This window comes from Stenotrophomonas sp. YJH_SMC_4 (assembly GCF_059371575.1).
In genome coordinates, this window is record NZ_JCAFUR010000010.1 from 71442 (window position 1) to 94310 (window position 22869).

General features: G+C 67.6%; 20 protein-coding genes. 17 read left to right on the forward strand and 3 right to left on the reverse strand.

Annotated features, from left to right (window positions below; genetic code table 11):
* The first annotated feature begins 88 nt into the window (after positions 1 to 88).
* The 7 genes from pilG (at position 89) to AC5P9F_RS14860 (ending at position 12030) form a co-directional block, all read left to right on the forward strand.
* Positions 89 to 490, forward strand: a complete 402-nt coding sequence (gene pilG / locus AC5P9F_RS14830) for a twitching motility response regulator PilG (RefSeq protein WP_005418455.1) — start codon at positions 89 to 91, stop codon at positions 488 to 490.
* 18 nt (positions 491 to 508) lie between these two features.
* Positions 509 to 871, forward strand: coding sequence for a response regulator (locus AC5P9F_RS14835; protein WP_005410717.1), 363 nt, complete (start codon positions 509 to 511; stop codon positions 869 to 871).
* Positions 871 to 1401 carry a chemotaxis protein CheW gene (locus AC5P9F_RS14840; RefSeq protein ID WP_005410716.1) on the forward strand — a complete coding sequence of 177 codons (531 nt, stop codon included), beginning with the start codon at positions 871 to 873 and terminating at the stop codon, positions 1399 to 1401. Before AC5P9F_RS14835 ends, AC5P9F_RS14840 begins: the two co-directional genes overlap by 1 nt.
* Before the next feature lie 41 nt (positions 1402 to 1442).
* Positions 1443 to 3479 (forward strand): methyl-accepting chemotaxis protein, encoded by a 2037-nt coding sequence (locus AC5P9F_RS14845; RefSeq protein ID WP_005410715.1) that lies wholly within the window; start codon positions 1443 to 1445, stop codon positions 3477 to 3479.
* 100 nt (positions 3480 to 3579) lie between these two features.
* Positions 3580 to 10257, forward strand: a complete 6678-nt coding sequence (locus AC5P9F_RS14850; protein ID WP_164225727.1) for an Hpt domain-containing protein — start codon at positions 3580 to 3582, stop codon at positions 10255 to 10257.
* Entirely contained in the window at positions 10244 to 11569 is a 1326-nt protein-coding gene (locus AC5P9F_RS14855; protein ID WP_495231991.1) for a chemotaxis protein CheB, read from the forward strand. The genes AC5P9F_RS14850 and AC5P9F_RS14855 overlap by 14 nt, the downstream gene beginning before the upstream one ends.
* Positions 11566 to 12030 carry a chemotaxis protein CheW gene (locus AC5P9F_RS14860; protein WP_005410712.1) on the forward strand — a complete coding sequence of 155 codons (465 nt, stop codon included), beginning with the start codon at positions 11566 to 11568 and terminating at the stop codon, positions 12028 to 12030. The genes AC5P9F_RS14855 and AC5P9F_RS14860 overlap by 4 nt, the downstream gene beginning before the upstream one ends.
* Before the next feature lie 102 nt (positions 12031 to 12132).
* On the opposite strand, the gene AC5P9F_RS14865 is transcribed toward AC5P9F_RS14860, so the two are convergent.
* Positions 12133 to 12870 (reverse strand): 16S rRNA (uracil(1498)-N(3))-methyltransferase, encoded by a 738-nt coding sequence (locus AC5P9F_RS14865; RefSeq protein WP_060380381.1) that lies wholly within the window; start codon positions 12868 to 12870, stop codon positions 12133 to 12135.
* Positions 12861 to 14252: an adenosylmethionine--8-amino-7-oxononanoate transaminase gene (gene bioA / locus AC5P9F_RS14870; protein WP_033833434.1), complete on the reverse strand. Its 1392-nt coding sequence runs from the start codon at positions 14250 to 14252 to the stop codon at positions 12861 to 12863. The genes AC5P9F_RS14865 and bioA overlap by 10 nt, the downstream gene beginning before the upstream one ends.
* Before the next feature lie 77 nt (positions 14253 to 14329).
* Here bioA and nudE point away from each other — a divergent pair, with 77 nt between their 5' ends.
* The 10 genes from nudE to AC5P9F_RS14920 all read left to right on the forward strand — a co-directional run bounded on the left by nudE (position 14330) and on the right by AC5P9F_RS14920 (position 21806).
* A complete protein-coding gene (nudE, locus tag AC5P9F_RS14875; protein WP_005414246.1) occupies positions 14330 to 14893 on the forward strand; it encodes an ADP compounds hydrolase NudE in 564 nt (187 codons plus the stop codon).
* The gene (cysQ, locus tag AC5P9F_RS14880) at positions 14890 to 15693 is read left to right on the forward strand and encodes a 3'(2'),5'-bisphosphate nucleotidase CysQ (RefSeq protein WP_005410708.1); all 804 of its coding nucleotides are present in this window, start codon (positions 14890 to 14892) and stop codon (positions 15691 to 15693) included. Before nudE ends, cysQ begins: the two co-directional genes overlap by 4 nt.
* Positions 15694 to 15706: 13 nt before the next feature.
* Complete coding sequence (gene mazG / locus AC5P9F_RS14885) at positions 15707 to 16546, forward strand: nucleoside triphosphate pyrophosphohydrolase (protein WP_049450690.1); 840 nt, start codon at positions 15707 to 15709, stop codon at positions 16544 to 16546.
* Positions 16543 to 16872, forward strand: a complete 330-nt coding sequence (locus tag AC5P9F_RS14890) for a YnfA family protein (RefSeq protein ID WP_060380757.1) — start codon at positions 16543 to 16545, stop codon at positions 16870 to 16872. Before mazG ends, AC5P9F_RS14890 begins: the two co-directional genes overlap by 4 nt.
* Positions 16873 to 16997: 125 nt before the next feature.
* Positions 16998 to 17300 carry an Mpo1-like protein gene (locus AC5P9F_RS14895; protein ID WP_044570725.1) on the forward strand — a complete coding sequence of 101 codons (303 nt, stop codon included), beginning with the start codon at positions 16998 to 17000 and terminating at the stop codon, positions 17298 to 17300.
* 66 nt (positions 17301 to 17366) lie between these two features.
* A complete protein-coding gene (locus tag AC5P9F_RS14900) occupies positions 17367 to 18326 on the forward strand; it encodes an SPFH domain-containing protein (RefSeq protein ID WP_059035152.1) in 960 nt (319 codons plus the stop codon).
* 1 nt (position 18327) lies between these two features.
* Entirely contained in the window at positions 18328 to 18768 is a 441-nt protein-coding gene (locus AC5P9F_RS14905) for an NfeD family protein (protein ID WP_005410703.1), read from the forward strand.
* Between the two features lie 155 nt (positions 18769 to 18923).
* Positions 18924 to 20036 carry a glycine cleavage system aminomethyltransferase GcvT gene (gcvT, locus tag AC5P9F_RS14910; RefSeq protein ID WP_024958146.1) on the forward strand — a complete coding sequence of 371 codons (1113 nt, stop codon included), beginning with the start codon at positions 18924 to 18926 and terminating at the stop codon, positions 20034 to 20036.
* 93 nt (positions 20037 to 20129) lie between these two features.
* A complete protein-coding gene (gene gcvH / locus AC5P9F_RS14915; protein WP_005410701.1) occupies positions 20130 to 20525 on the forward strand; it encodes a glycine cleavage system protein GcvH in 396 nt (131 codons plus the stop codon).
* 774 nt (positions 20526 to 21299) lie between these two features.
* Positions 21300 to 21806, forward strand: a complete 507-nt coding sequence (locus AC5P9F_RS14920) for a histone (protein ID WP_076739151.1) — start codon at positions 21300 to 21302, stop codon at positions 21804 to 21806.
* A gap of 119 nt (positions 21807 to 21925) precedes the next feature.
* On the opposite strand, the gene AC5P9F_RS14925 is transcribed toward AC5P9F_RS14920, so the two are convergent.
* Entirely contained in the window at positions 21926 to 22819 is an 894-nt protein-coding gene (locus AC5P9F_RS14925; protein ID WP_005414244.1) for a LysR substrate-binding domain-containing protein, read from the reverse strand.
* Positions 22820 to 22869 lie beyond the last annotated feature (50 nt).

The following is a 22869-nucleotide window of genomic DNA, read 5'->3' on the forward strand; positions in this document are numbered from 1 at the left end:
GCCTTGAAGCGGGCGCGGAAAGTGCGATATAGATACGCTTTCGTAGCGGCCCCCGCCAGAGATCGGGCCGTGCGCTTGGGGATAGGCAATGACTGAAAACACGACTGCGGGCGGGGAACTCGCAGGACTCCGGGTGATGGTCATCGATGATTCGAAGACCATCCGCAGGACTGCGGAAACGCTGCTCAAGCGCGAAGGCTGCGAGGTGGTCACCGCCACCGACGGCTTCGAAGCGCTTGCGAAGATCGCAGACCAGCAGCCGCAGATCATCTTCGTCGACATCATGATGCCGCGCCTGGACGGGTACCAGACCTGTGCGCTGATCAAGGGCAACCAGCTGTTCAAGGCGACCCCGGTCATCATGCTCTCGTCCAAGGATGGCCTGTTCGACAAGGCGCGGGGACGCATCGTCGGCTCGGAGCAGTACCTGACGAAGCCTTTCACGCGTGAAGAACTGCTGGGTGCCATCCGCACATACGTCAACGCCTGACCAGGGGGGAAAGGCACAATGGCTCGTATCGTTCTGATCGAGGATTCACCGACCGACCGCGCGGTGTTCACCCAGTGGCTGCGCCGTGCCGGCCACGAGGTGCTGGAGGCGGACAATGCCGAGGATGGACTGCAGCTGGTCCGCGACCAGGTGCCGCAGCTGGTGCTGATGGACGTGGTCCTGCCCGGCATGAGCGGCTTCCAGGCCACCCGCGCGATGGCCCGTGATGCGGCGATCAAGCACATCCCGGTGATCATCGTCAGCACCAAGGCGATGGAAACCGACAAGGCATGGGGCCTGCGCCAGGGCGCGGCCGATTACATCGTCAAGCCGCCGCGCGAGGATGAACTGATCGCGCGGATCAACGAACTGGTGGCCTGATGCGCTCGCCCTTCGACATTCTCGAAGCCTACGAACGGCGCAGCCTGGCCCATGCGGTGCAGCTGCCCGAGCGGCAGTTCGCCCAGGACCTCTGGCGTGGCGTGGGTTACCGCGTCGGCCAGCGCCGGCTGGTGTCCGATTTCCGCGAAGTGGTTGAAATCGTGCCGATGCCGCCGGTGACCCCGGTGCCGTGCGCGCAGCCGTGGCTGCTGGGCGTGGGCAATCTGCGCGGCAACCTGTTCCCGGTGGTCGACCTGAAGTACTTCCTGGAAGGCACGCGTACCGTGCAGCAGGAAGGCCAGCGCGTGCTGATCATGCGCCAGGCCGGCGGCGACGTCGCCCTGACCATCGATGAACTGTTCGGCCAGCGCAGCTTTGAACTGGACCAGCAGATCGCGGCCGGCACGCTGGCCGAAGGGCGCTACGGCCACTTCGTCGATCGCGCCTTCCACGCCGACGGCCACGACTGGGGCGTGTTCTCCCTCTCGCTGCTGTCGCGTACCCCTGAATTCCGGCAAGCCGCGGCCTGAGGCCGGGCATCGCCCCCTGCATTGAAGATCGAGGTTGAACGATGAGTACTGCTTCGGACGCCACCAAGACCGGCAAGCTGCGGCTGGGCGGCAGCAACCTCTGGCTGTTCCTGCTGCTGGCATCGATGATCCTGTTCGGCGTCAACACCGGCGTCGCCACCTGGCAGGGCAGTCGCCTGGCCGATGCCGGTTCCAAGGCGGCCGACCTGCAGGTGCTGTCGCAGCAGCTGGCCAACCAGGGCCGTGACGCGGTGGGCGGCAACGCGCAGGCGTTCACCGCTTTCAAGGCGACCCGCAACGCGATCGAACAGAACGTGTCGACACTGCAGGGGCGCTACGGCAAGGAGCCGGGCGTGTCCGGTGCCATCGCCACCCTGGGCGAGACCTGGGCGCCGCTGGGCAAGCAGGCCGGGCAGCTGGTCGCCAGTGAACCGGCGGTGCTGGCGCTGGCTGGCAACGCCAACAACTTCACCGGTGCGGTGCCGGGCCTGCAGGCCCAGCTGAACGAGCTGGTGCGTGCGATGTCGGCCTCCGGCGCGCCGTCGTCGCAGGTGTACAGCGCCCTGCAGCAGGTGGTGGTGGCCGGCTCCATGGCCCGTCGCGTGACCGAAATGCGCGCCGGTGGCAGCGCCGCAGCGACGTCCGGCGATGCACTGGCACGCGACATCACCGTGTTCTCGCAGGTGCTCGACGGCCTGCGCAACGGCAACGAGGAACTGGGCATCACCGCCGTGCGCGGTGCCGCCGCCGTCGCCGCACTGGAGCAGTCGCAGCAGAAGTGGGAAGCGATGAAGCAGGACGCTGACGCGATCCTGGCCAGCTCGCGCCAGCTGTTCGCGGCGCAGTCCGCCGCCACCGCGCTGGGCCAGGGTTCGGCCCACATGCTGGATGACAGCCGCAAGCTGTTCGACGCGTTCTCTTCGTTCGGCTCGGTGTCCGATACCCGCCTGTTCCCGAACTTCTGGATCGGCGTGGTGTCCGGCGCACTGTCGCTGATCGCGATCATCGGCTTCGTCTCCACCAACGTGCGCAGCCGCTCGCGCGAGCAGGAACTGCGCTACCAGACCCAGGTGGAGTTCAACAGCCGCAACCAGCAGGCGATCATGCGGCTGCTGGACGAAATCTCCTCGCTGGGTGAGGGCGACCTGACGGTGAAGGCCTCGGTGACCGAGGACATGACCGGCGCCATCGCCGACGCGATCAACTACGCCGTCGACGAGCTGCGACACCTGGTGACCACCATCAACGACACCTCGGCCAAGGTCGCGCTGTCCACCCAGGAAACCCAGGCCACCGCCATGCAGCTGGCAGAGGCGGCGGGCCACCAGGCCAACCAGATCACCTCGGCGTCGGACCGCATCGGCGAAATCGCGGCGAGCATCGAACAGGTGTCGCGCAACTCGGCCGAGTCGGCCGACGTGGCACAACGTTCGGTGGTGATCGCCGCCGAAGGTGCCGGCGTGGTGCGCGAGACCATCCAGGGCATGGACCAGATCCGTGACCAGATCCAGGAAACCTCCAAGCGCATCAAGCGCCTGGGTGAGTCGTCGCAGGAAATCGGCTCGATCGTGGAGCTGATCAACGACATTTCCGAACAGACCAACATCCTGGCGTTGAACGCAGCGGTCCAGGCGGCCTCGGCAGGTGAAGCGGGCCGCGGTTTCGCGGTCGTGGCCGACGAAGTGCAGCGCCTGGCAGAACGTACCTCCGGCGCGACCCGACGCATCGAGAACCTGGTGCAGGCCATTCAGGCCGATACCAACGAAGCGGTCACCTCGATGGAACAGACCACCGCCGAAGTGGTGTCCGGTGCACGCCTGGCCGAGGATGCCGGCACCGCTCTGACCGAGATCGAGCGCGTGTCCAATGCACTGAACACCCTCATCAAGAACATCTCCATCGCCGCCCAGCAGCAGTCGGCTGCGGCCTCGGACATCACCCGCACCATGGGCGTGATCCGGCAGATCACCGGCCAGACCTCGCAGGGTGCCGGGCAGACCGCCGAATCGATCGGCCACCTCGCGCAGCTGGCGGCCGACCTGCGTCGTTCGGTCGCCGACTTCAAGCTGCCGGCGTGACGCGGGCAGGGCGGCGAGCAAGGAACCAGTCGATGAAGCATTTCCATTCCCCACGCCAGAACTCGCGCGGCTTCCGCGCGGCGGCGAACGGAGCGCGTCCATGAGCAGTCTGCGCGATGCGATGAGCCACGCAGCGCTGGGCTGGGTCAAGCCCGAGCTGGACGAGACCCTGCGCCAGGTGCGCAACGAAGTCGAGTACTACGCGGAAGACCCGACCGACGCCAGCCGCATGCGCATCTGCGCCGGCTACCTGCACCAGGTACAGGGCACCCTGCGCATGGTCGAGCTGTACGCCCCGGCCATGGTGGCCGAGGAGCTGGAACAGCTGGCCAATGCCATCGGCGCCGGTGGCGTGGCCGATCGGGATGAAGCCTGCGCGACCCTGATGCGTGGCAGCGTGCTGCTGCCCGATTACCTGGAGCGCCTGCAGAACGGTCACCGTGACATCCCGATCGTGCTGATGCCGCTGCTGAACGAGATCCGTGCCGCACGTGGCGAAGAGGGCGTGCATGACAGCGTGCTGCTGGCATTCGCACCGGACAGCGTCACCGCCACCGAGGCCGAGCTGGACCATGCCCGTGGCAGCCTGAGCGGGCGCAACCGCGAGCTGCTCGATACCGTGGGCAGTGCAGTGAAGGAAGAACTGCTGCGCATCAAGGATGCGCTGGACCTGCACCTGCGTACCGGCGGTGCGCCGGAGCAACTGCAGACCCAGGCCAACGAGCTCGGTGCGGTCGCCGATACGCTGGGCATGATGGGCCTGGGCGTGGCCCGCGGCGTGGTCGTGCAGCAACGTGATGCCCTGCGTGGCGTGGTCGAGGGCCGCCAGCAGATCGACGAAAACCTGCTGCTGGATATCGCCGGGGCGCTGCTCTACGTGGATGCGTCGCTGGATGACCAGGTCGCCCACCTGGGCGCCGGCGGCAGTGGCCAGGACGATCCGAGCGCAGTGGAGAACCGGCGCACGGTAGAGGTGCTGGCGCACGAGGCCATCGCCAACTTCGCCGCCGCGCGCGAGCACTTCGTCGCGTTCATTGAAACCAGCTGGAACCATGCCGAGCTGCACGACGTGCCGCGCCTGCTGGGCGATGTGTCCGGTGCGCTGCGCATGCTCGACCTGGGTACCGCCGCCGATTACCTGCGCGGTGTGCAGCAGTACATCGAAGCCGAGCTGATCGGTCGCCAGCGCGTGCCGAGTGGCCGCCAGCTGGACACGCTGGCCGACGCCATGGCCAGCCTGGAGTACTACCTGGAAGCCCTGCGCGACCGTCGTCCGGGTCGCGAGGACATCCTCGACATCACCCGCAGCAGCCTTGAGGCGCTGCGCTATTGGCCGTTGCCGGACCACGATGCGGCTGAGCCGGCAGCGTCCGTGCCGCAGTCGATCGAGCGTGAGCCGGTCGTGCTGCAGGGCGAGGCACTGCAGCCAGAGCACATCGAGATCCCGGTACAGTCGGCCGCGCCGGCACCCGGTGAGGTGCCGGTACCGCTGCCGGACTTCACCTTCGATCCGCCACCGGCCACGCCTTCGCCGGCAGCGGCGGACAACAGCTTGATGTTCGGTGGGCTGGGATCCGTCGCCTCCGCGCCGCTTGCGCTGCGTGACGAGTCGGATGCACCGCTGGTCTTTGCCGCCTCCAGTGCACCTGCACCCGAGGTCCCGCAATGGGATCTGGCACCGTTCCATCCTGAGACCGATCCGCTCGCTCCAGCGGACGATGAGCGCAGTCCGACGTTTGCCAGCTTCGATCCGGTCAGTTTCGAACAGCTCGATGCAGGGCAGGGCGCCGCCGCCCATTGGACGCTGTCGGAGGCGGCTCTGCCAGTGCAGTCCGATGCGACAAGCGGCCTGGACGTAGAGGACGCCGCCGATGCCTCGCTGTCCATCGAGACCGGCGCGCATGCCGCACCGGGGTTCGACCCGGTGGCCGCCGAACATGACGCGGTTTCTGCAAGTGACGACGTCGTGTTCCGTTTCGATGCCGATGCGCTGGACAATGCCGACGACGTGTTGTCGCTGCATGCGATGGAGGCATTGTCGCTGGAGGACGCTGCCGGGCTGCATCCGTCGCTGGAGAGCGTCGATGCCACTGCCCCTACGGTGGTGGAAGAGAGCCCGGCTGCCGCAGAACCGGACATCACCCCCGTGGATGTGCCGGTGGAAGCGCCCGCACCGCTTGCCGATGTGCCGGCAGCGGCGGTGTCGATGATCGACATCGACACCATCGCACCGATTGATTTCAGCGAAGCCGACGCGCAGTTCTTTGCCGAGCTGAGCGCTGCCGCCGCGGACTTCAATCCGCAGGCGACCCCGACGCCGGCCGATGCGGAAGCGCCAGTCGCCGTGGGCAGCGCGGAAGATGCAGACGCCGGCTTCGAGGCCGGCTTCGACGACGATGCCGAGAACATCGACGAGGACATCCGCGAGGTGTTCCTGGAAGAGTTCGACGACGAACTGGCCAACCTCGGAACGTTGCTGCCGGCATGGCGCATGCAGCCGGACAACATGGACCGTCTGCGTCCCATCCGCCGCATCTTCCATACGCTCAAGGGCAGTGGCCGACTGGTCGGTGCACGCACCCTGGGCGAATTTGCGTGGAAGATCGAGGGCATGCTCAACCGCGTGCTCGACGGCAGCCGCCCGGCGACGCCAGCCGTGCTGGCCATGGTCGACAACGCGCATGCCGCGCTGCCGCAGCTGAACGCCGCGTTGCGTCATGGCCAGCGGATCAGCGTGGACCTGCAGGCGATGCAGGCCATTGCCGATCGCGTCGGCGCGGGTGAGGAAACCTATTACGTACCGCTGCCGGTTGCGGCCGCTCCCGCCGCACCGGTGGTCGAAGCCGATGGCGAGGACGAGATCAGCCGCATCCTCGAAGCCGAAGCAATGGCGTCGGTGCAGGCTGAAGCCGATGCGGACCCGGCGCCCGAAGCACTGGGCACGCCGGCCAACATCGACAGCGTGCTGCGCGAGATCCTGGAAGCCGAAGTGGAAGTCCACCAAGCGACCCTGCAGGACTGGCTGCGCTCGGCGCAGCAGGCGCCGCAGCCGGTCAGCGACGCACTGCTGCGTGCGGTGCACACCATGAACGGCGCCTTCGCGATGACCGAAGTGCCGGAAATCACTGCCGTTACCGGCGGTGCCGAGTCCTACATCAAGCGCGCGCTGGCTGCAGACGTGGTGCCGGGCGACGAGGGCGTGGCCGCGCTGGATGCGACCGCGCAGGCGATCACCGCGACCATGGAAGCGCTGCAGGCCGAGCAGCCGCGCATCACGCCACAGGAAGCGCTGGTACAGCGCCTGCAGGCGCTGGCCGGTGAACTGCCGGAAGCGCGCTGGCCGATGGTCGGGCTGGAGGACGAGGATGAAGAGGGCATCGCGCTGGCGCCCGATGTCGGGCGGGCATCCGAAGCCGAAGCGCCGCTGGCCGGGCTGGACACGCTGGACGAAACCAGCATGGCGTCCGCTTTCGATGTGGCGCCCGATCTCATTGCCGAGCCGCAGCCGCTTGCCGAAGATGCGCTGGAACCGGTTCCAGCTGCAACCGACAGGCAACCGCTGGACATCGCGGCCGACAGCGGCCTGGACGTGGGCGAGCTGACCGCCAGCGACGATCTTTCGCGTTACTTCGACGCCGGCTGGCCGTCGGTGCCGGGCGAAGGTGAACCTGCCGTGGCGGACACCGGCGCGATTAAATCGATCCAGCCGGTCGAGAGTGCGCCTGTTGTCGAAGTGGCCGAAGCAGATGCCGTGCCCACGATCGCGACGGTCGACGACGCTGATCTGACCATGGCCGACGATCTGTCGCCCTACCTCGACGCCAGTGCGCTGCCGGTGGATGACCGCGACGCGGAAGAGCGGCCGGTATCTGCGGAAGTTGACGCGATCGACCTGAATACGCCGTTGTCCTTTGATTCGGGCAGTGGCGATGACAGCGTCATTGACGCCGCTGCTGCACTGCCACTCGACAGCGGGCTGTCGAGCCTGCAGGATGAAATGGCTGCGCCGGGTTTTGCAGAACCGGTCACGCTGGCAGCCGCGCTCGAGGCCGGCCTGCACGTGATCGAAGAAGAGCAGACCCTGGACGACGACGGGCAATGGCCCGTGCTCGGCCTCCAGGCCAGCGAACTCGCGCCGGGCGAGGCGGAAGCCTTTGCCGAGGATGCGGACGTCGGCGGGGAGGCGGCGGTCGGCGAAGGAGAGAGCGCCGATCAGCCGTCCCCGGCGACGGTGAACGAGGTGAGCGCTGCCGAAGCACTGCAGGCCACCGCCGAGCCGGTGCGGTTCTTCGAACTGGAAGAAGCGCCGGGGCAGGGCACGGCCGACGCCGATGCCGAACCTGCCGAGGCCGACGCCGGGGAGCGGGCGCCGCTCCACGATGAAGCCTCCACCCTGGAAGACACCGCGGATGGCGCCGATGCGCTCGACTTCAGTGTGTACGACCGCGAACTGGTCGACATCTTCGTCGAGGAAGGCAAGGACCTGCTCGACCACTGCGATGGCCTGATCAGCGAGCTTCGCAATGCGCCGCAGGATCGCGAGGTACTGGCCGGCCTGCAGCGTGACCTGCATACCCTGAAGGGTGGCGCACGCATGGCCGGCATCAATGCCATCGGCGACCTTGGCCACAGCATCGAATCCCTGCTGGAAGCCGTGGCGGCCGGCCGCACCGAGATTGATCGCCGCGACGTGCAGCTGCTGGAGCGCGGCTTCGACCGCCTGCACCAGCTGCTGACGCGGACCGGTGCCCACCGCGTGGTGGCGCCTGCACAGGACCTGGTGGAGGCCTTTGAGCTTCGCACCACCACCGATATCGCGGCGGCCGCTGCGGCCGCGCGTGCGGCCAGCGAGGCCGAGGCCGTGCCGGCACAGGCTGTGGGCCCGCTGACGACGCCGGCCGATGCCCCGCTGTCGGCACCACTGCCGGCCGAAGGCGTGGCCGACGAAGATCCGCTGGCGCGTCCGCAGCAGGAGCAGGTGCGGGTGCGCGCCGACCTGCTCGACCGCCTGGTCAACCATGCCGGTGAAGTGGCGATCTATCGCTCGCGTCTGGAACAGCAGCTGGGTGCCTTCCGTGGTGCCATGGCCGAACTGGAGCGCACCAATGCGCGACTGCGCGACCAGCTGCGCCGACTCGACCTGGAAACCGAGGCGCAGATCGTCGCCCGCTACCAGCGCGAGCAGGACCAGGCGGACCAGAAGTTCGATCCGCTGGAACTGGACCGTTTCTCCACCCTGCAGCAGCTCAGCCGTGCGCTGAACGAGTCCGCCGCCGACCTTGGCGGCCTGCAGGGCGTCCTGGACGATCTGTCGCGCCAGTACGACTCCCTGCTGCAGCAGCAGTCGCGCGTAAGCTCGGAACTGCAGGATGGCCTGATGCGCGCGCGCATGGTGCCGTTCGACGGTCTGGTGCCGCGCCTGCGCCGCGTGGTCCGCCAGTCCGGCATGGATACCGGCAAGCAGGTCCACCTGACCCTGGAAGGTACCCACGGCGAACTGGACCGCAACGTCCTCGACCGCATGGTCGCGCCGCTGGAACACATGCTGCGCAACTCCGTGGCCCATGGCCTGGAGGCGCCGGAACAGCGCCGCGCCGCCGGCAAGCCGGAGGAGGGCGAGATCGCCATCCGGCTGCACCGCGAAGGCTCGGAAATCGTGCTGGAAGTGGCCGACGACGGCGCCGGCCTGGACCGCGAGGCGATCCGCCGCCGCGCCATCGACCGTGGCCTGCTGGCTGCCGATGCGCAGCCGAACGAGCAGGAACTGGACAACCTGATCTTCGCCTCTGGTTTCACCACCGCCGACCAGGTCAGCCAGCTGGCAGGCCGTGGCGTGGGCATGGACGTGGTGCGCAACGAAGTGCGCCAGCTGGGCGGTTCGGTCGATATCCAGTCAGTGCGTGGCCAGGGCGTGCGCTTCACCCTGCGCCTGCCGCAGACGCTGGCGGTCACCCAGGCGGTGTTCGTGCAGATCGGCGAAACCACCTTTGCGGTGCCGGTCGCATCGGTCAGTGGCATCGGCCGCCTGTCGCGCGAGCGTTTCGAAGCGGCCGACAGCAGCTATCGCTACAGCGGCGAGGACTATCCGCTGTACGACCTCGGCAGCCTGGTCGGGCAGGCCCCGGCGCGTGCCGATGGCCAGGACCAGGTACCGCTGCTGCTGGTCCGTGCTGGTGACCTGCGTGCCGCCGTGGCGATCGACCAGGTGCTGGGCAACCGCGAAATCGTGGTCAAGCCGGTCGGCCTGCAGATCGCTTCGGTACCGGGCATCTACGGTGCAACCATCACCGGCGATGGCCGCGTGGTGGTGATCCTGGACGTCGCGCCGCTGGTGCGCCGCTTCCTCGCCAACCCGACGCTGCCGGTGCTGGCCAACGCGCCACGCCAGGAGCGCCAGGTGCCGCTGGTGATGGTGGTGGACGATTCGCTGACCATGCGCAAGGTGACCGGGCGCATCCTCGAACGCCACAACTTCGAGGTCAGCGTCGCCCGCGACGGCGTGGAAGCACTGGAGCGCCTGGAAGAACGCGTGCCCGACCTGATGCTGCTGGACATCGAGATGCCGCGCATGGATGGCTACGAACTGGCCACCGCGATGCGTGCCGACCCGCGCTACAAGGACGTGCCGATCGTGATGATCACCTCGCGCAGCGGCGACAAGCACCGCCAGCGCGCCTTCGAGATCGGCGTGCAGCGCTACCTGGGCAAGCCGTACCAGGAGCTGGACCTGATGCGTAACGTGTACGACCTGCTGGGGATCGCCCGTGTCCGTGAGTGAAGCCCAGGCGGCCCCGGCCGTCGCCCTGCTGGCCCGTCCTGGCGCGGCGCGCGAGCGCCTGCGCGAGGCGTTGTCGCATGCCGATGTGCAGCTGGTGCTGGAAGACGATCCTAACGGCCTGGAGCCGCAGCTGCTGCAGGACGCGCGTCCACAGTTCGTGGTGATCGCGCTGGAAGCGGCCATCGAGGATGCTCTGGAGCGGCTTGAAGCGGTGCTGTCCGCACCAGGCCTGACCCTGGTCTTCGACGAAGCCGAGCTGGCGGCGCGCCGTGATGGCTGGGAGGCACAGCGCTGGGGCCGCCACCTGGCCGCCAAGCTGCACGGCCACCAGCAGGTGCTGCCGCCGGGTGCGGAAGACGAACCCGCCCTGCAGCTGGAACCGGGCCACCCGGCACCGCCGCCGGCACCACGGGAAGAAGCGCTCCAGCCGCATCTGGACCAGGCATTGAGCTGGGCCGACGAGGTACCGGCGGACAGCCTGTATGCGCCACCGGCGCACCTGCACGAACCGATCGCGCTGGAGCAGGCACTGGCCGCGCTGCAGCCGGTGGTGGCGGAGCCGCTGGAGGCAGCGCCGATGCAGCCGGTTGCCGCACCGGCAACGCCGCCGGTGTCCTTCGACCACACCGCGTGGTCGCTGGTCGAGGACGTAGCAGACGCACCCGCAGCCACCGGGTACAGCGCCGCGATGGAAGCCCCGCTGCCGTCCTTCGATACCGATCACCTCAGCCTGGTGGACCTGGACACTGCGGCGCCTGCGGGCGCACGTGCCGGCTCGCTGCTGGTGCTGGCCGGCATTGGTGGCCCGGATGCGCTGCGCCGCCTGCTCGGTGCGCTGCCGTCGTCGCTGAGCGTGCCGGTGCTGGTGCACATGCGCCTGGACGGTGGCCGCTACGGCAACCTGGTCAAGCAGATGGCACGCGTGTCGCCGCTGCCCGTGCAGCTGGCCGAAGCCTGCCAGCGTGCAACACCCGGTGAAGTGCACGTGCTGGCCGATGACATCGGCGTGCAGGCAGCCAGCGATGGCCTGCATTTCGTCAGCGACGCGCAAGGCATTTCGATTGCCGGGCTGCCGGCCGACCACACTGCGCTGGTCCTGCTCAGCGGCGCCGACCTTGCGCATGTGGGTCCGGCGCTGGATCTGGCCGCCGCCGGTGCCTGGGTGGCCGGGCAGGTCGGCGAGGGCTGCTATGACCCTGCCGCAGCCACGGCGGTGGTCGCCGCTGGCATGGTGGCGGGTGAGCCACAGGAACTGGCGCAGGCCATCGCCGAGCGCTGGGGCGTGGAAAACGATAACGGAGAGGCACCATGAGCTATGCCAGCAATGACGAAATCCGCGGCGTCCTGATCCAGGCCGGCAACGAGCGCGTGCTGCTGCCCAATGCCACCGTGGCCGAAATGATGTCGCGGGTGCCGGTGCAGCCGGTTTCCGACGCCCCGCGCTGGCTGGTCGGCGAAATCGGCTGGCACGGCTGGCAGGTGCCGCTGGTGTCGTTCGCGCGCCTTTCCGGCCTGGGCGAGGAAGCCGTGGGCGGCCACAACAAGGTCGTCGTGCTGAAGGCCCTCAGCGGCAACGCGCAGCGCCCCTACTACGCGCTGCTGACGCAGAATTTCCCGCAGTTGATCTCGGTGCCGCGCGATGGCCTGCTGGCCGATGCTTCCGAGGAAACCCTGCCGCAGATCGTGCACATGCGCGTGCTGCTGGGTGAGCAGAGCGCGCTGCTGCCGAACCTGGATGCGCTGGAAGCCGCGCTGGATTCGCTGGCGGCCTGATCGGCAATCCGCCGGTCGGGTTCCCGGTAGTGCCGGCCGCTGGCCGGCAACCTCATGATCCCTTGGATGCCGGCCAGCGGCCGACACTACCACCAATCAACCTTACCCCAGGTCGCCCAACCGCGCCTGCAATGCCGCGATCGCGGCCAGCCCGGCGGTCTCGGTACGCAGGATGCGCGGCCCCAGCTGCAGGCCCTGGAATCCTGCCGCTGCCAACTGATCCCGGTCGCGCGGCGACCAGCCCCCTTCCGGGCCGATCGCGATCACGATGCCGCCCGTCGGCGCCGCATCGAGCGTCGACAGGCGATGGGCACCGTGCGGGTCCAGCGTCAGCCGCAGCGTATCGGCTGGCAGCGTCGTCGCCGCCTGCGCCAGTGACACCGGCGAGGCAACCTGCGGAATGCGCGCGCGCCCGGACTGGCCGCAGGCCGAAGTCACCACGTTGTTCCAGTGCGCTACGCGCTTCTCCGCGCGCGCGGCATCCAGCTTCACTTCGGTGCGCTCGGCATTCACCGGAACGATGGCGCTCACGCCCAGCTCGGTGGCCTTCTGCAGGATCAGGTCCATCTTCTCGCCTCGGGCAATGCCCTGCAGCAGAGTGATCGCCAGCGGCGATTCGTTGTCCACCGCCTGCACCGCACCGATGCGCACCTGCACCTCGCGCTTGCCGGCGGCGGTCAGCGTGGCGCTGTAGTCGTGGCCATCGCCGTTGAACAGCACGCAGGTATCACCCTCGCGCAGGCGCATCACCCGCACCAGATGGTTGGCCGTCTCTTCCGGCAGGGTCACGGTCTGGCCGCTGTGCAGCGCCAGGTCGATGGGGCAGCGGGTCACGCGCATGCAATCGCCTCGTCAATCGCCGCCAGCGTGGTATGTGCCAGCAGCTCCAGTTGTTCGTCATCCACGCAGTAGGGTGGCATCCAGTACAGCACGTCGCCCAGCGGACGCAGCACCACGCCACGTTTCAGCGCAGCCTTGTAGGCGTGCAGGCCCAGTCGCAGCGCTGGATCGAACGGCGTGCGCTTGTTGCCATCACGCGACAGCTCGAAGGCCACCACCATGCCGGCCTGGCGGACGTCGGCCACGTGCGGATGGTCGCTCAATGGCGCAGCCAGCGCGCCCATCACCGAGGCGATGCCACGGTTACGGGCGATCACATCGTCGTCGCGGAAGATGTCCAGCGTCGCCAGCGCAGCCGCACAGGCCAGCGGGTTGCCGGTGTAACTGTGCGAATGCAGGAAGGCGCGCTCGCGCGAGTCATCAAGGAAGGCGTCGTACAGCGCCTGCGTGGCCAGCACCGCGGCCAGCGGCAGGAAGCCGCCGGTCAGGCCCTTGGACAGGCACATCAGGTCCGGCATCACCCCGGCCTGCTCGCAGGCGAACAGGGTGCCGGTGCGGCCGAAGCCTGTGGCGATCTCGTCGGCGATCATGAATGCGCCGTGCGCATCACACAGTTCGCGCACCCGCTGCAGGTACACCGGGTCATGCATGCGCATGCCGCCGGCGCACTGCAGGCGCGGCTCCAGGATCACCGCGCAGATCTCGCCGGGATGCTGGTCAAACAGGGTGGCCAGACCATCAGCGGCCTGGCGTGCGCGATCAGCCGCACTCTGGCCCGGCTCGGCCAGGTAGGCATCGGGCGAGGGCGCGAACAGGCCTTCGGCCAGCAGCGGCGCGTAGACGCGGCGGTACAGCGGAATGTCCGCCATCGCCAGCGCTCCAAGGGTCTCGCCGTGGTAACCGTTCTCCAGCGCGATGAAGCGCGTGCGCCGCGGCTCGCCGCGGTTCTGGAAGTACTGGAAGGCCATCTTCAGCGCGACTTCAACGCCGGCCGAGCCGTTGTCGGCATAGAACACCTTGGCCAGCGGCTCGCGGCCGGGCTGGCGTGGCGCCAGCGCCAGCAGGCGCTCGGCCAGGGTGATCGCCGGCTCATGGCCGAAGCCAGCCAGCATCACCTGTTCCAGCTGCCCGGCCTGCGCCGCGATGGCGCCGCCGATGCGCGGCTCGGCATGGCCGAACAGATTGGTCCACCAGCTGCTGACGGCGTCCAGATAGCGGTTGCCGTCGTGATCGATCAGCCATGCGCCTTCACCACGGGCGATCGGCACCAGCGGCAGGGTATGCGGGTGCTCACGCATCTGCGTGCACGGATGCCACAGCACCTGCAGGTCGCGTTGCCGCCAGTGCTGGGCCAGCGGGGAGGGGGTTGGGTCTGCTAGCATTTCGGGCTCATGAACATGTTGCTGCCTGCACATTCTATCGGCCCCGGCGCTGGCGCCGGCCGCCGCGGAGATTCCGCATGAACGATGACCGTGCCGGCCGGCGCTTGCCGATCATCCATCGGATCACCGATGAGGAGAACGGCCCCTTCCAGCGCCAGCACCTGGACCTGGAGTTCTCCAACGGTGAACGCCGCCGCTTCGAACGCCTGGTCAGCCGTGGCCATGGTGCGGTGGTGGTGGTGCCGATGCTCGATGACGAGACGGTGCTGCTGGTGCGTGAATACGCCGCCGGCATGCACCGCTATGAACTGGGCCTGGTCAAGGGCCGGATCGACGCCGGCGAAACCCCCGGGGAGGCCGCCGACCGCGAGCTGAAGGAAGAGGCCGGGTACGGTGCACGCCGGGTCGACGTGCTGCGCGCGATGACCCTGGCCCCCACCTACATGAGCCACCAGTCGTGGCTGGTGGTGGCACGCGACCTGTATCCGGAAAAGCTGGCCGGCGACGAGCCGGAAGAACTCGAGGTGGTGCCGTGGAAGCTGGCCGAACTGGACCAGCTGATGCTGCGCGAGGACTTCTCCGAGGGACGCTCGCTGGCGGCGCTGTTCATCGCTCGCCAGTGGCTGCAGGGAACGCGATGATCAAACTGACAACGGACCTGCGCGAGACCGCCATCGCCATCGCCCAGGAAGCCGGACAGGCCATCATGCAGGTATACGCCGATGGCTTCGAGGTGCAGATCAAGGACGACGACAGCCCGGTCACCGCCGCCGACCTGGCCGCCAACCAGGTCATCGAACTGGGCCTGCGCCAGCTGACCCCGGACCTGCCGATCCTGTCGGAGGAATCGGCGCAGGTGCCGTGGGAGCACCGCCGCCACTGGGGCGCGTACTGGCTGGTGGATCCGCTCGACGGCACCCGCGAGTTCGTCAAGCGCAATGGCGAGTTCAGCGTCAACATCGCGCTGATCTACCAGGGCGCACCTGCCTTCGGCGTGGTGTTGGCCCCGGTGACCGGCATCGTCTGGCATGCCATGCGTGGCGAGCTGGCCTATCGCCGGCAGGGCCTGCACGACACCGTGCTGCGCACCCGCACGCCGGCCACCGCCCCGCTGCGCGTCGCCGCCAGCCGCTCGCACCGCTCGCCGGAAACCGAGGCGCTGCTGGCGAGGATGGGCCGCATCGAGACCATCGCGCAGGGCTCGTCGCTGAAATTCTGCCGGATCGCCGAAGGTGGCCTGGATGTCTATCCGCGGCTGGGCCCGACCTCCGAATGGGATACCGCCGCCGGCCAGTGCGTACTGCACGCCGCCGGCGGTGCGGTACTGTCGGCTGCGACCGGCAAGCCGTTCCGCTACAACCGCCGCGAAACCCTGTTGAACGGCGATTTCATTGCCCTTGGTGATACCAGCCTGCCGTGGCGCGACTGGTTGTCCGACTGACCCTGGAGGCCGCATGAGCGCGCACGACACCCCCACCACCGGCAGCGCCGCCGCCCACGAGCTGGAGCGCCTGCTGGCGATCATGGCGCGCCTGCGCGACCCGCAGGGCGGCTGCCCGTGGGATCTGGAGCAGAACTTCGCAACCATCGCGCCGTATACCATCGAGGAAGCCTACGAGGTGGCCGATGCGATCGACCGTGGCGATCTCGACGATCTCTGTGACGAGCTGGGCGACCTGCTGCTGCAGGTGGTGTTCCATGCGCGCATGGCCGAAGAGCAGGGGGCCTTTGCCTTCGCCGAGGTCGCACGCGCGATCAGCGACAAGATGCAGCGCCGTCACCCGCACGTGTTCGCCGACGTGAGCGTCGACGATGCCGACGGCGTGACGCGCAACTGGGATGCGATCAAGCGTGCCGAGCGTGCCGCCAAGGGCGAGCAGGACACCTCCGCGCTGGCCGGCATTTCGCGCGGGCTGCCGGAATGGCAGCGGGCGGTGAAGCTGCAGTCGCGTGCGGCCAAGGTCGGCTTCGACTGGCCCGGCCCGTTACCGGTGCTGGACAAGGCGGCCGAGGAACTGCAGGAACTGCGCGAGGAGTTCGAACGCGGCGATATCGCCGGCAACAAGGCGCGGCTGCAGGAAGAACTGGGCGACCTGCTGTTCGTCTGCGCCAACCTGGCGCGCCATGCCGACATCGACCTGGGTGCGGCGCTGCGCGGGGCCAACCACAAATTCGAACGCCGCTTCCGCGCGATGGAAGCGCAGGCCGACGCGCAGGGTGGGGCGCTGGCTGCGATGGGCCTGGATGCGCAGGAAGCGTTGTGGCAGCACGCCAAGGCGGCGGAGAAGGCGTGAAGACACTCGGCCTGTTCCTGCTGACGGCGCTGGCCGAGATCGTTGGCTGCTACCTGCCGTGGTTGTGGCTGCGCAAGGGCGGCAGCATCTGGCTGCTGCTGCCGGCGGCCGCCAGCCTGGCCCTGTTCGCCTGGCTGCTGACCCTGCACCCGACCGCCAGTGGACGGGTCTATGCCGCCTACGGTGGCGTGTACATCGGCACCGCGCTGTTCTGGTTATGGCTGGTCGACGGCATCCGCCCCAGCCGCTGGGACCTGCTGGGCGCTGCGCTGTGCCTGGCCGGCATGGCGGTGATCATGTTCGGGCCGCGCACCTCATCAGGGTAGCGCCGGGCCATGCGTGGCTGCGCCTCCTTCCGACCGCGCTGGCGCGCGCAAGCCGGGCACGGCTCGGCGCCACAAGGTCAGCGATGGTGCATGATGGCGACGCCCCTGGTTCCCGGAGCACGCGCATGTCCCGCTTCGCCAGCTTCCGCGAGTTCTATCCGTTCTACCTCAGCGAGCATCGCCACCCGGTATCGCGCCGGCTGCACTTCATCGGCAGCTGCGGGGTACTGCTGCTGGTCGCGGCGGCGATCCTGCGTGGGCAGCCGGTGCTGCTGCTGGCTGCCCTGTTCTGCGGTTACGGCTTCGCCTGGGTTGGCCATTTCTTCTTCGAGAAGAACCGCCCGGCCACCTTCCAGCACCCGCTGTACTCGTTCATGGGCGACTGGGTGATGTTCGCCGACATCCTGCGCGGGCGCATGCCCTGGTAGCTCCGCTGTGCATGCGGCCTTCACGCGCTATGCTGGGGCCTGGACGTCATAGATAAGGAAAGCAAGATGTTCCCGACCATGTTCTTTACCGTGGTGCTGGCCTTCGTGGCCGTGGTGATCCTGTTCAAGGCGGTACGGATGGTGCCCCAGGGCTACGAGTGGACCGTCGAGCGCTTCGGGCGCTACACGCACACCATGACCCCCGGCCTGCACTTCCTGATTCCGATCGTGTACGGGGTCGGGCGCAAGGTGAACATGATGGAGCAGGTGCTGGATGTACCCAGCCAGGAAGTGATCACCAAGGACAACGCCGCCGTGCGCGTGGACGGCGTGGTGTTCTTCCAGGTACTGGATGCCGCCAAGGCTGCCTATGAGGTGGCCAACCTGGAAGTGGCGATGATCGCCCTGGTGCAGACCAACATCCGTACCGTGATCGGTTCGATGGACCTGGATGAATCGCTCAGCCAGCGCGAGGTGATCAATGCCCAGCTGCTGAGCGTGGTCGACCATGCCACCAACCCGTGGGGTGTGAAGGTCAACCGCATCGAGATCCGCGACATCCAGCCACCACGCGACCTGCTGGACGCGATGGCGCGGCAGATGAAGGCCGAGCGCGAGAAGCGCGCGCAGATCCTAGAGGCAGAGGGTTCCCGCCAGTCGGAGATCCTGCGCGCCGATGGCGAAAAGCAGGCCACCGTGCTGGAGGCCGAAGGCCGTCGCGAAGCTGCGTTCCGCGATGCCGAGGCGCGCGAGCGCCTGGCCGAGGCCGAAGCGATGGCGACCAAGGTGGTGTCGGCGGCGATTGCCGAGGGCGACGTGCAGGCGATCAACTACTTTGTTGCGCAGAAGTACGTGGAAGCGTTCAAGGAGCTGGCCAGTTCGCCGAACCAGAAGCTGGTGCTGATGCCGATGGAGGCCAGTGGCGTGATCGGTTCGATCGCCGGCGTGGCCGAACTGGCGAAGCAGGCGCTGGCCAGCCAGGACATCAAGGCCGCCGGCAAGCGGCCGCCGCCGCTCGGAGGCTGACATGCGCTGGGAAGTCGTCGGTTGGGGCGCGCTGGCGCTGCTGCTGTTTGCCGCCGAGGCGTTGGCGCCCGGGGCGTTCATGCTGTGGATCGGCATTGGCGCGGCGGCGGTGTTCGTACTGGTTGCGGTGTTCAGCGGCATTCCATTGCTGTGGCAGGTCGTTGCCTTCGTCGTGCTGAGCGTTGTCTCGATCCAGTGCTACCGGCGCTGGGGCAAGGCAAGGGCGCGACCCAGCGATGCACCGTTGCTCAACCGCCGCGCCGAACAACTGGTCGGACGGGTGGTGCCGTTGCAGCAGGGTATCGTTGGTGGGCAGGGCCGGGTCAGCATCGACGACGCGTACTGGCAGGTCAGCGGCCCGGAGTTGCCTGCAGGTACGTGGGTGCGGGTGCGCAGCGTGCAGGGCACGGTGCTGGTGGTCGAGGCGGTGGCCCAGGGCTGAGGCTGCGGTGGTTTGGCCGCGTCCGCGGGTCGTCAAGGCCAGCGGGCGCGGTCGCATGAGGTGTGCTTGCAGATGGCCGCTGCGCTGCGGCACGCCTGCGGGCGACCGATCTGGGATAATGGGGATTCTTGTTTCCTCTGCTGCCGGACCCGGTCATGACCCAGAAGACGCTGCTCAACGATACCCACCGCGCCCTTGGCGCCAAGATGGTCGATTTCGGGGGTTGGGACATGCCCATCCACTACGGCTCGCAGCTGGACGAGCACCACCTGGTGCGTCGCGAGTCGGGTGTGTTCGACGTCAGCCACATGACCGTGGTCGACCTGCGCGGTGACCAGGTCAAGCCGTTCCTGCGCCGCCTGCTGGCCAACTCGGTCGACAAGCTGAAGGTGCCGGGCAAGGCGCTGTACTCGTGCATGCTGAATCCGCGCGGCGGCGTCATCGACGACCTGATCGTCTACTACCTGGGCGACGATTTCTTCCGCATGGTGGTCAACGCCTCCACCCGCGAAAAGGACCTGGCCTGGCTGCGCGAGCAGGCCGCGCCGTTCGGCGTCAGCGTCGAGCAGCGCCCGGACCTGGCCATCCTGGCCGTGCAGGGCCCGCAGGCGCGCGCGATCGTGATCGGCCTGGCCCGCGAATCCGAGCGCGAGGCGCTGACCAAGCTGGGCCGCTTCGCCGCCCTGCAGGTGCAGTCCGACGACGGCGTCGAGCTGTTCGTCGCCCGCACCGGTTACACCGGCGAAGACGGCTTCGAAATCCTGCTGCCGCAGGACGCGGTGGTCGCGTTCTGGAACCGCCTGCTGGCGGCGGGCGTGAAGCCTGCCGGTCTCGGCGCACGCGACACGTTGCGCCTGGAAGCCGGCATGAACCTGTACGGCCAGGACATGGACGAAGAGATCAGCCCGTACGAAGCGGCGCTGGCCTGGACGGTGTCGCTGGACGAAGGCCGCGACTTCATCGGTCGCGACGCGCTGGAAGCGCAGAAGGCTGCCGGCACAGCACGCCAGATGATCGGCCTGGTGATGGACGAGAAGGGCGTGCTGCGCCACGGCCAGGCGGTGACCACCGCTGGCGGCCAGGGCGAGATCCTGTCCGGCACCTTCTCGCCGACCCTGGCCAAGGGCATCGCTTTTGCCCGCGTGCCCGCCGGTGAACTCGGCGAGGTCACCGTCGACATCCGCGGCCGGCAGGTGCCGGTGCGCGTGGTCAAGTTCCCGTTCGTGCGCGAAGGCCAGGCCCAGCCCGGCGTGCTCGCCGACGCCTGATCCGGACATGCCGGTCGTCACTGACAGCAGTGGCGGCCGGTTGGTTACACTAGCCCCGTTTTTTCCACCCCTGCATATCTCTGGAGCAGTCCCATGAGCGAGATCCCCGGCGACCTCAAGTTCCTCAAGTCCCATGAGTGGGCCCGTGTCGAAGGCAATGGCCGCGTCACCGTCGGTATTTCCGACCATGCCCAGGGCCTGCTGGGTGACCTGGTCTACGTCGAACTGCCGGAAGTCGGCGCCGACGCCAAGGCCGGCGAACAGATCGCCGTCGTCGAGTCGGTGAAGGCCGCCTCGGACGTCTACAGCCCGATCAGCGGCAAGGTTGTCGAGGTCAACTCGGCCCTGTCCGACAAGCCGGAAACCATCAACGAAGATGCCTACGGCGAAGGTTGGATGTTCGTGGTCGAACTGACCAACGCTGAAGAGGTCAACGAGCTGCTGGACCCGGACGCGTACGCCGAAGCCCTGGAGAACGACGACCACTGAGTCGTCGTTTCCGGGTTCTGCAACGGCCACCTTCGGGTGGCCGTTTTTGTTTTGGCGAGTACGTCGGCTCATGACGCAGGGTTTGCTGCGCGCCCTCGACGCGGCATCAGCAGACCCGCGAACGGTACCGAGGGGCGTGCGCAGTTTTGCGCAAATCCGCGTTTCCGCCCCGCGCCGACGCGTCCGGATGTGAAAACTTTTCGCCCCCCGTTGCGGTGCCGTTGTGCTGGCGCTGGTGCCGGCGCCGGCCGGTGCCGGCGTTGCGTGGATGCAGTGGCCGCCAACATGCATGCATCTGCGCAGAGTGCCTATTTCAAGTGGTTTTTGTTCAACGCTTGCGTTGTTGTTGCTGCAGGCAACGCGCGTGCGTGGTGCTTTGTTGGTCGTCGAGGGCGGAGCGTCGCGACCGTGCAGGCAACACCGCGGATGGCGCGGATGTGAAAATTTTTCGCGGGGGTTGTTGACAGTAAAAAAAACCGTGATTAGGTTTCGCCTCAGCAGACCTTGCCTGCCAAACCGAGTGCGCAGAATCAATCGTCCGATGCGAAGCAGCCCCTTCAAGACCACCGCGACCCAGATGACGGTGGACATGGCCCCGCTTCCCCCGGAGAAATGCAAGGCACCTCCCGTTCCGATGCCCGCTCCGCCGATCGAGGCGGGCATTGCCGCATCCGTAACGGCGCGCTTGACGCGCCGGCGGTCCCCGCACGCAGCATCCGCGGGTTTGATCCACCTGGGCGTTTCAACTCCCTATCACTGACGAGGAGCCATCTCATGGCAACCAAGAAAGCTGCGAAGAAAAAGCCCGCCGCCAAGAAGGCGGTGAAGAAGGTCGCGAAGAAGGCCGCTGCCAAGAAGGCAGTGAAGAAGGTCGCGAAGAAGGCGACCGCCAAGAAGGCAGTGAAGAAGGCTGCGAAGAAGGTCGCCAAGAAGGCCACTGCGAAGAAGGCAGTGAAGAAGGCGGCGAAGAAGGTAGCCAAGAAGTCTACTGCCAAGAAGACCGCGAAGAAGGCCGTCAAGAAGGTAGCCAAGAAGGCCACCAAGAAGACTGCCAAGAAGGCAACGGCCCGCAAGCCGGCCAAGAAGGTCGCGAAGAAGGCGACTGCCAAGAAGGCCGTCAAGAAGACCGCCAAGAAGGCAGTGAAGAAGACCGCGAAGAAGGCCACCAAGAAGGCTGCCCCGAAGAAGGCAGCGAAGAAGGTTGCCAAGCGCAAGCCGGCCGCCCGCAAGAAGAAGGCCGCTCCGGTCGCTCTGCCGGCAACCCCGGCGCCGCTGATCTAAGTACTTCCCGATAGCCGCATCCTGAAACCCCTTCCCTGGCTGCCCAGCGGGGAGGGGGTTTTTTTATGGGGCCATTGGTAGCGTCGAGCCATGCTCGACCGCCTTGCTGACGGTCGATGCTAGCGGTGCGGCGCCGGTGGAAAGCGCTCCACCAGGAAATCGATGAAGCTGCGCAGGCGGGTCGAGGGGTAGCGGTCGTGGGCGTAGACCACGTGCATCGGCCGCCCCGCGTGGCCGTGTTCGGGAAACAGCTGCACCAACCGCCCAGCCTCGACATCCGCGGCCAGAAGCAGTGCCGATTGCAGCACGATGCCCAGCCCATGCAGCGCCGCTGTACGCAGCGCTTCGCCGTTGTTGATCTGCAGTCGACCTGTGGGCACATGGCCGAGCCCGCCAGCATCGGCCTGCAGCCACTGCGCCAGCGCGCTGGGTTCGAAGGACAGGCATTGGTGCCGGGCAAGCGCCAGCAGGTCGGAGGGCGTACCGTGCCGGGCGAGGTATCCGGGCGAGGCGCACATCATCAAGCGATACGGTGCCAATGCACGTGCCACCAGCACGCTGCTGTCGGCCAGCGTGCCGATGCGCAGGGCTGCTTCGAAACCCTCCTCTGCGAGGTCGACCACGCGGTCGGTCAGCACCGCGTCGACACGCACGTCGGGGTAGCGCGCCATGTAATCGGCCAACGCCGGTACCAGCGCATGCGTGCCGAAGATCACCGGCGCGCTGATGCGCAGCGTGCCTGCAGGTGCCAGGTGCTGGTACTGGGCCTGAGCATCGGTTTCCTCCACCAGCCGCAGGATCTCCCGGCAGCGGGCGTAGTAGTCCTCCCCGAACGGCGTCATGTGCTGGCGCCGGGTGGTACGACTGAGCAACTGCATGCCCAGCCGCGCCTCCAACGCACGCAGGTGCTTGCCGGCCATCGTCGGGGAGATGGCCAGTGCTGCCGCTGCAGCGCTGAGGCTGCCCTTGTCCACGATCAGCACGTACACCTGCATGCTTTCCAGCAGGTTCATCTGAAACTCCGGGTGTTGAATGCTGAAACTTTTGCGGAGTTTATCAATCA

Excerpts from the sequence above, each read along its gene's own strand:
- bioA (WP_033833434.1), bottom strand. The coding sequence starts at position 14,252 with ATGCTAGCAGACCCAACCCCCTCCCCGCTGGCCCAGCACTGGCGGCAA.
- gcvH (WP_005410701.1), top strand. The coding sequence starts at position 20,130 with ATGAGCGAGATCCCCGGCGACCTCAAGTTCCTCAAGTCCCATGAGTGG.
- AC5P9F_RS14925 (WP_005414244.1), bottom strand. The coding sequence starts at position 22,819 with ATGAACCTGCTGGAAAGCATGCAGGTGTACGTGCTGATCGTGGACAAG.
- AC5P9F_RS14905 (WP_005410703.1), top strand. The coding sequence starts at position 18,328 with ATGCGCTGGGAAGTCGTCGGTTGGGGCGCGCTGGCGCTGCTGCTGTTT.
- AC5P9F_RS14920 (WP_076739151.1), top strand. The coding sequence starts at position 21,300 with ATGGCAACCAAGAAAGCTGCGAAGAAAAAGCCCGCCGCCAAGAAGGCG.
- pilG (WP_005418455.1), top strand. The coding sequence starts at position 89 with ATGACTGAAAACACGACTGCGGGCGGGGAACTCGCAGGACTCCGGGTG.
- AC5P9F_RS14835 (WP_005410717.1), top strand. The coding sequence starts at position 509 with ATGGCTCGTATCGTTCTGATCGAGGATTCACCGACCGACCGCGCGGTG.
- AC5P9F_RS14845 (WP_005410715.1), top strand. The coding sequence starts at position 1,443 with ATGAGTACTGCTTCGGACGCCACCAAGACCGGCAAGCTGCGGCTGGGC.
- AC5P9F_RS14850 (WP_164225727.1), top strand. The coding sequence starts at position 3,580 with ATGAGCAGTCTGCGCGATGCGATGAGCCACGCAGCGCTGGGCTGGGTC.
- mazG (WP_049450690.1), top strand. The coding sequence starts at position 15,707 with ATGAGCGCGCACGACACCCCCACCACCGGCAGCGCCGCCGCCCACGAG.
- nudE (WP_005414246.1), top strand. The coding sequence starts at position 14,330 with ATGAACGATGACCGTGCCGGCCGGCGCTTGCCGATCATCCATCGGATC.
- cysQ (WP_005410708.1), top strand. The coding sequence starts at position 14,890 with ATGATCAAACTGACAACGGACCTGCGCGAGACCGCCATCGCCATCGCC.
- AC5P9F_RS14860 (WP_005410712.1), top strand. The coding sequence starts at position 11,566 with ATGAGCTATGCCAGCAATGACGAAATCCGCGGCGTCCTGATCCAGGCC.
- AC5P9F_RS14840 (WP_005410716.1), top strand. The coding sequence starts at position 871 with ATGCGCTCGCCCTTCGACATTCTCGAAGCCTACGAACGGCGCAGCCTG.
- AC5P9F_RS14900 (WP_059035152.1), top strand. The coding sequence starts at position 17,367 with ATGTTCCCGACCATGTTCTTTACCGTGGTGCTGGCCTTCGTGGCCGTG.
- AC5P9F_RS14895 (WP_044570725.1), top strand. The coding sequence starts at position 16,998 with ATGTCCCGCTTCGCCAGCTTCCGCGAGTTCTATCCGTTCTACCTCAGC.
- gcvT (WP_024958146.1), top strand. The coding sequence starts at position 18,924 with ATGACCCAGAAGACGCTGCTCAACGATACCCACCGCGCCCTTGGCGCC.
- AC5P9F_RS14865 (WP_060380381.1), bottom strand. The coding sequence starts at position 12,870 with ATGCGCGTGACCCGCTGCCCCATCGACCTGGCGCTGCACAGCGGCCAG.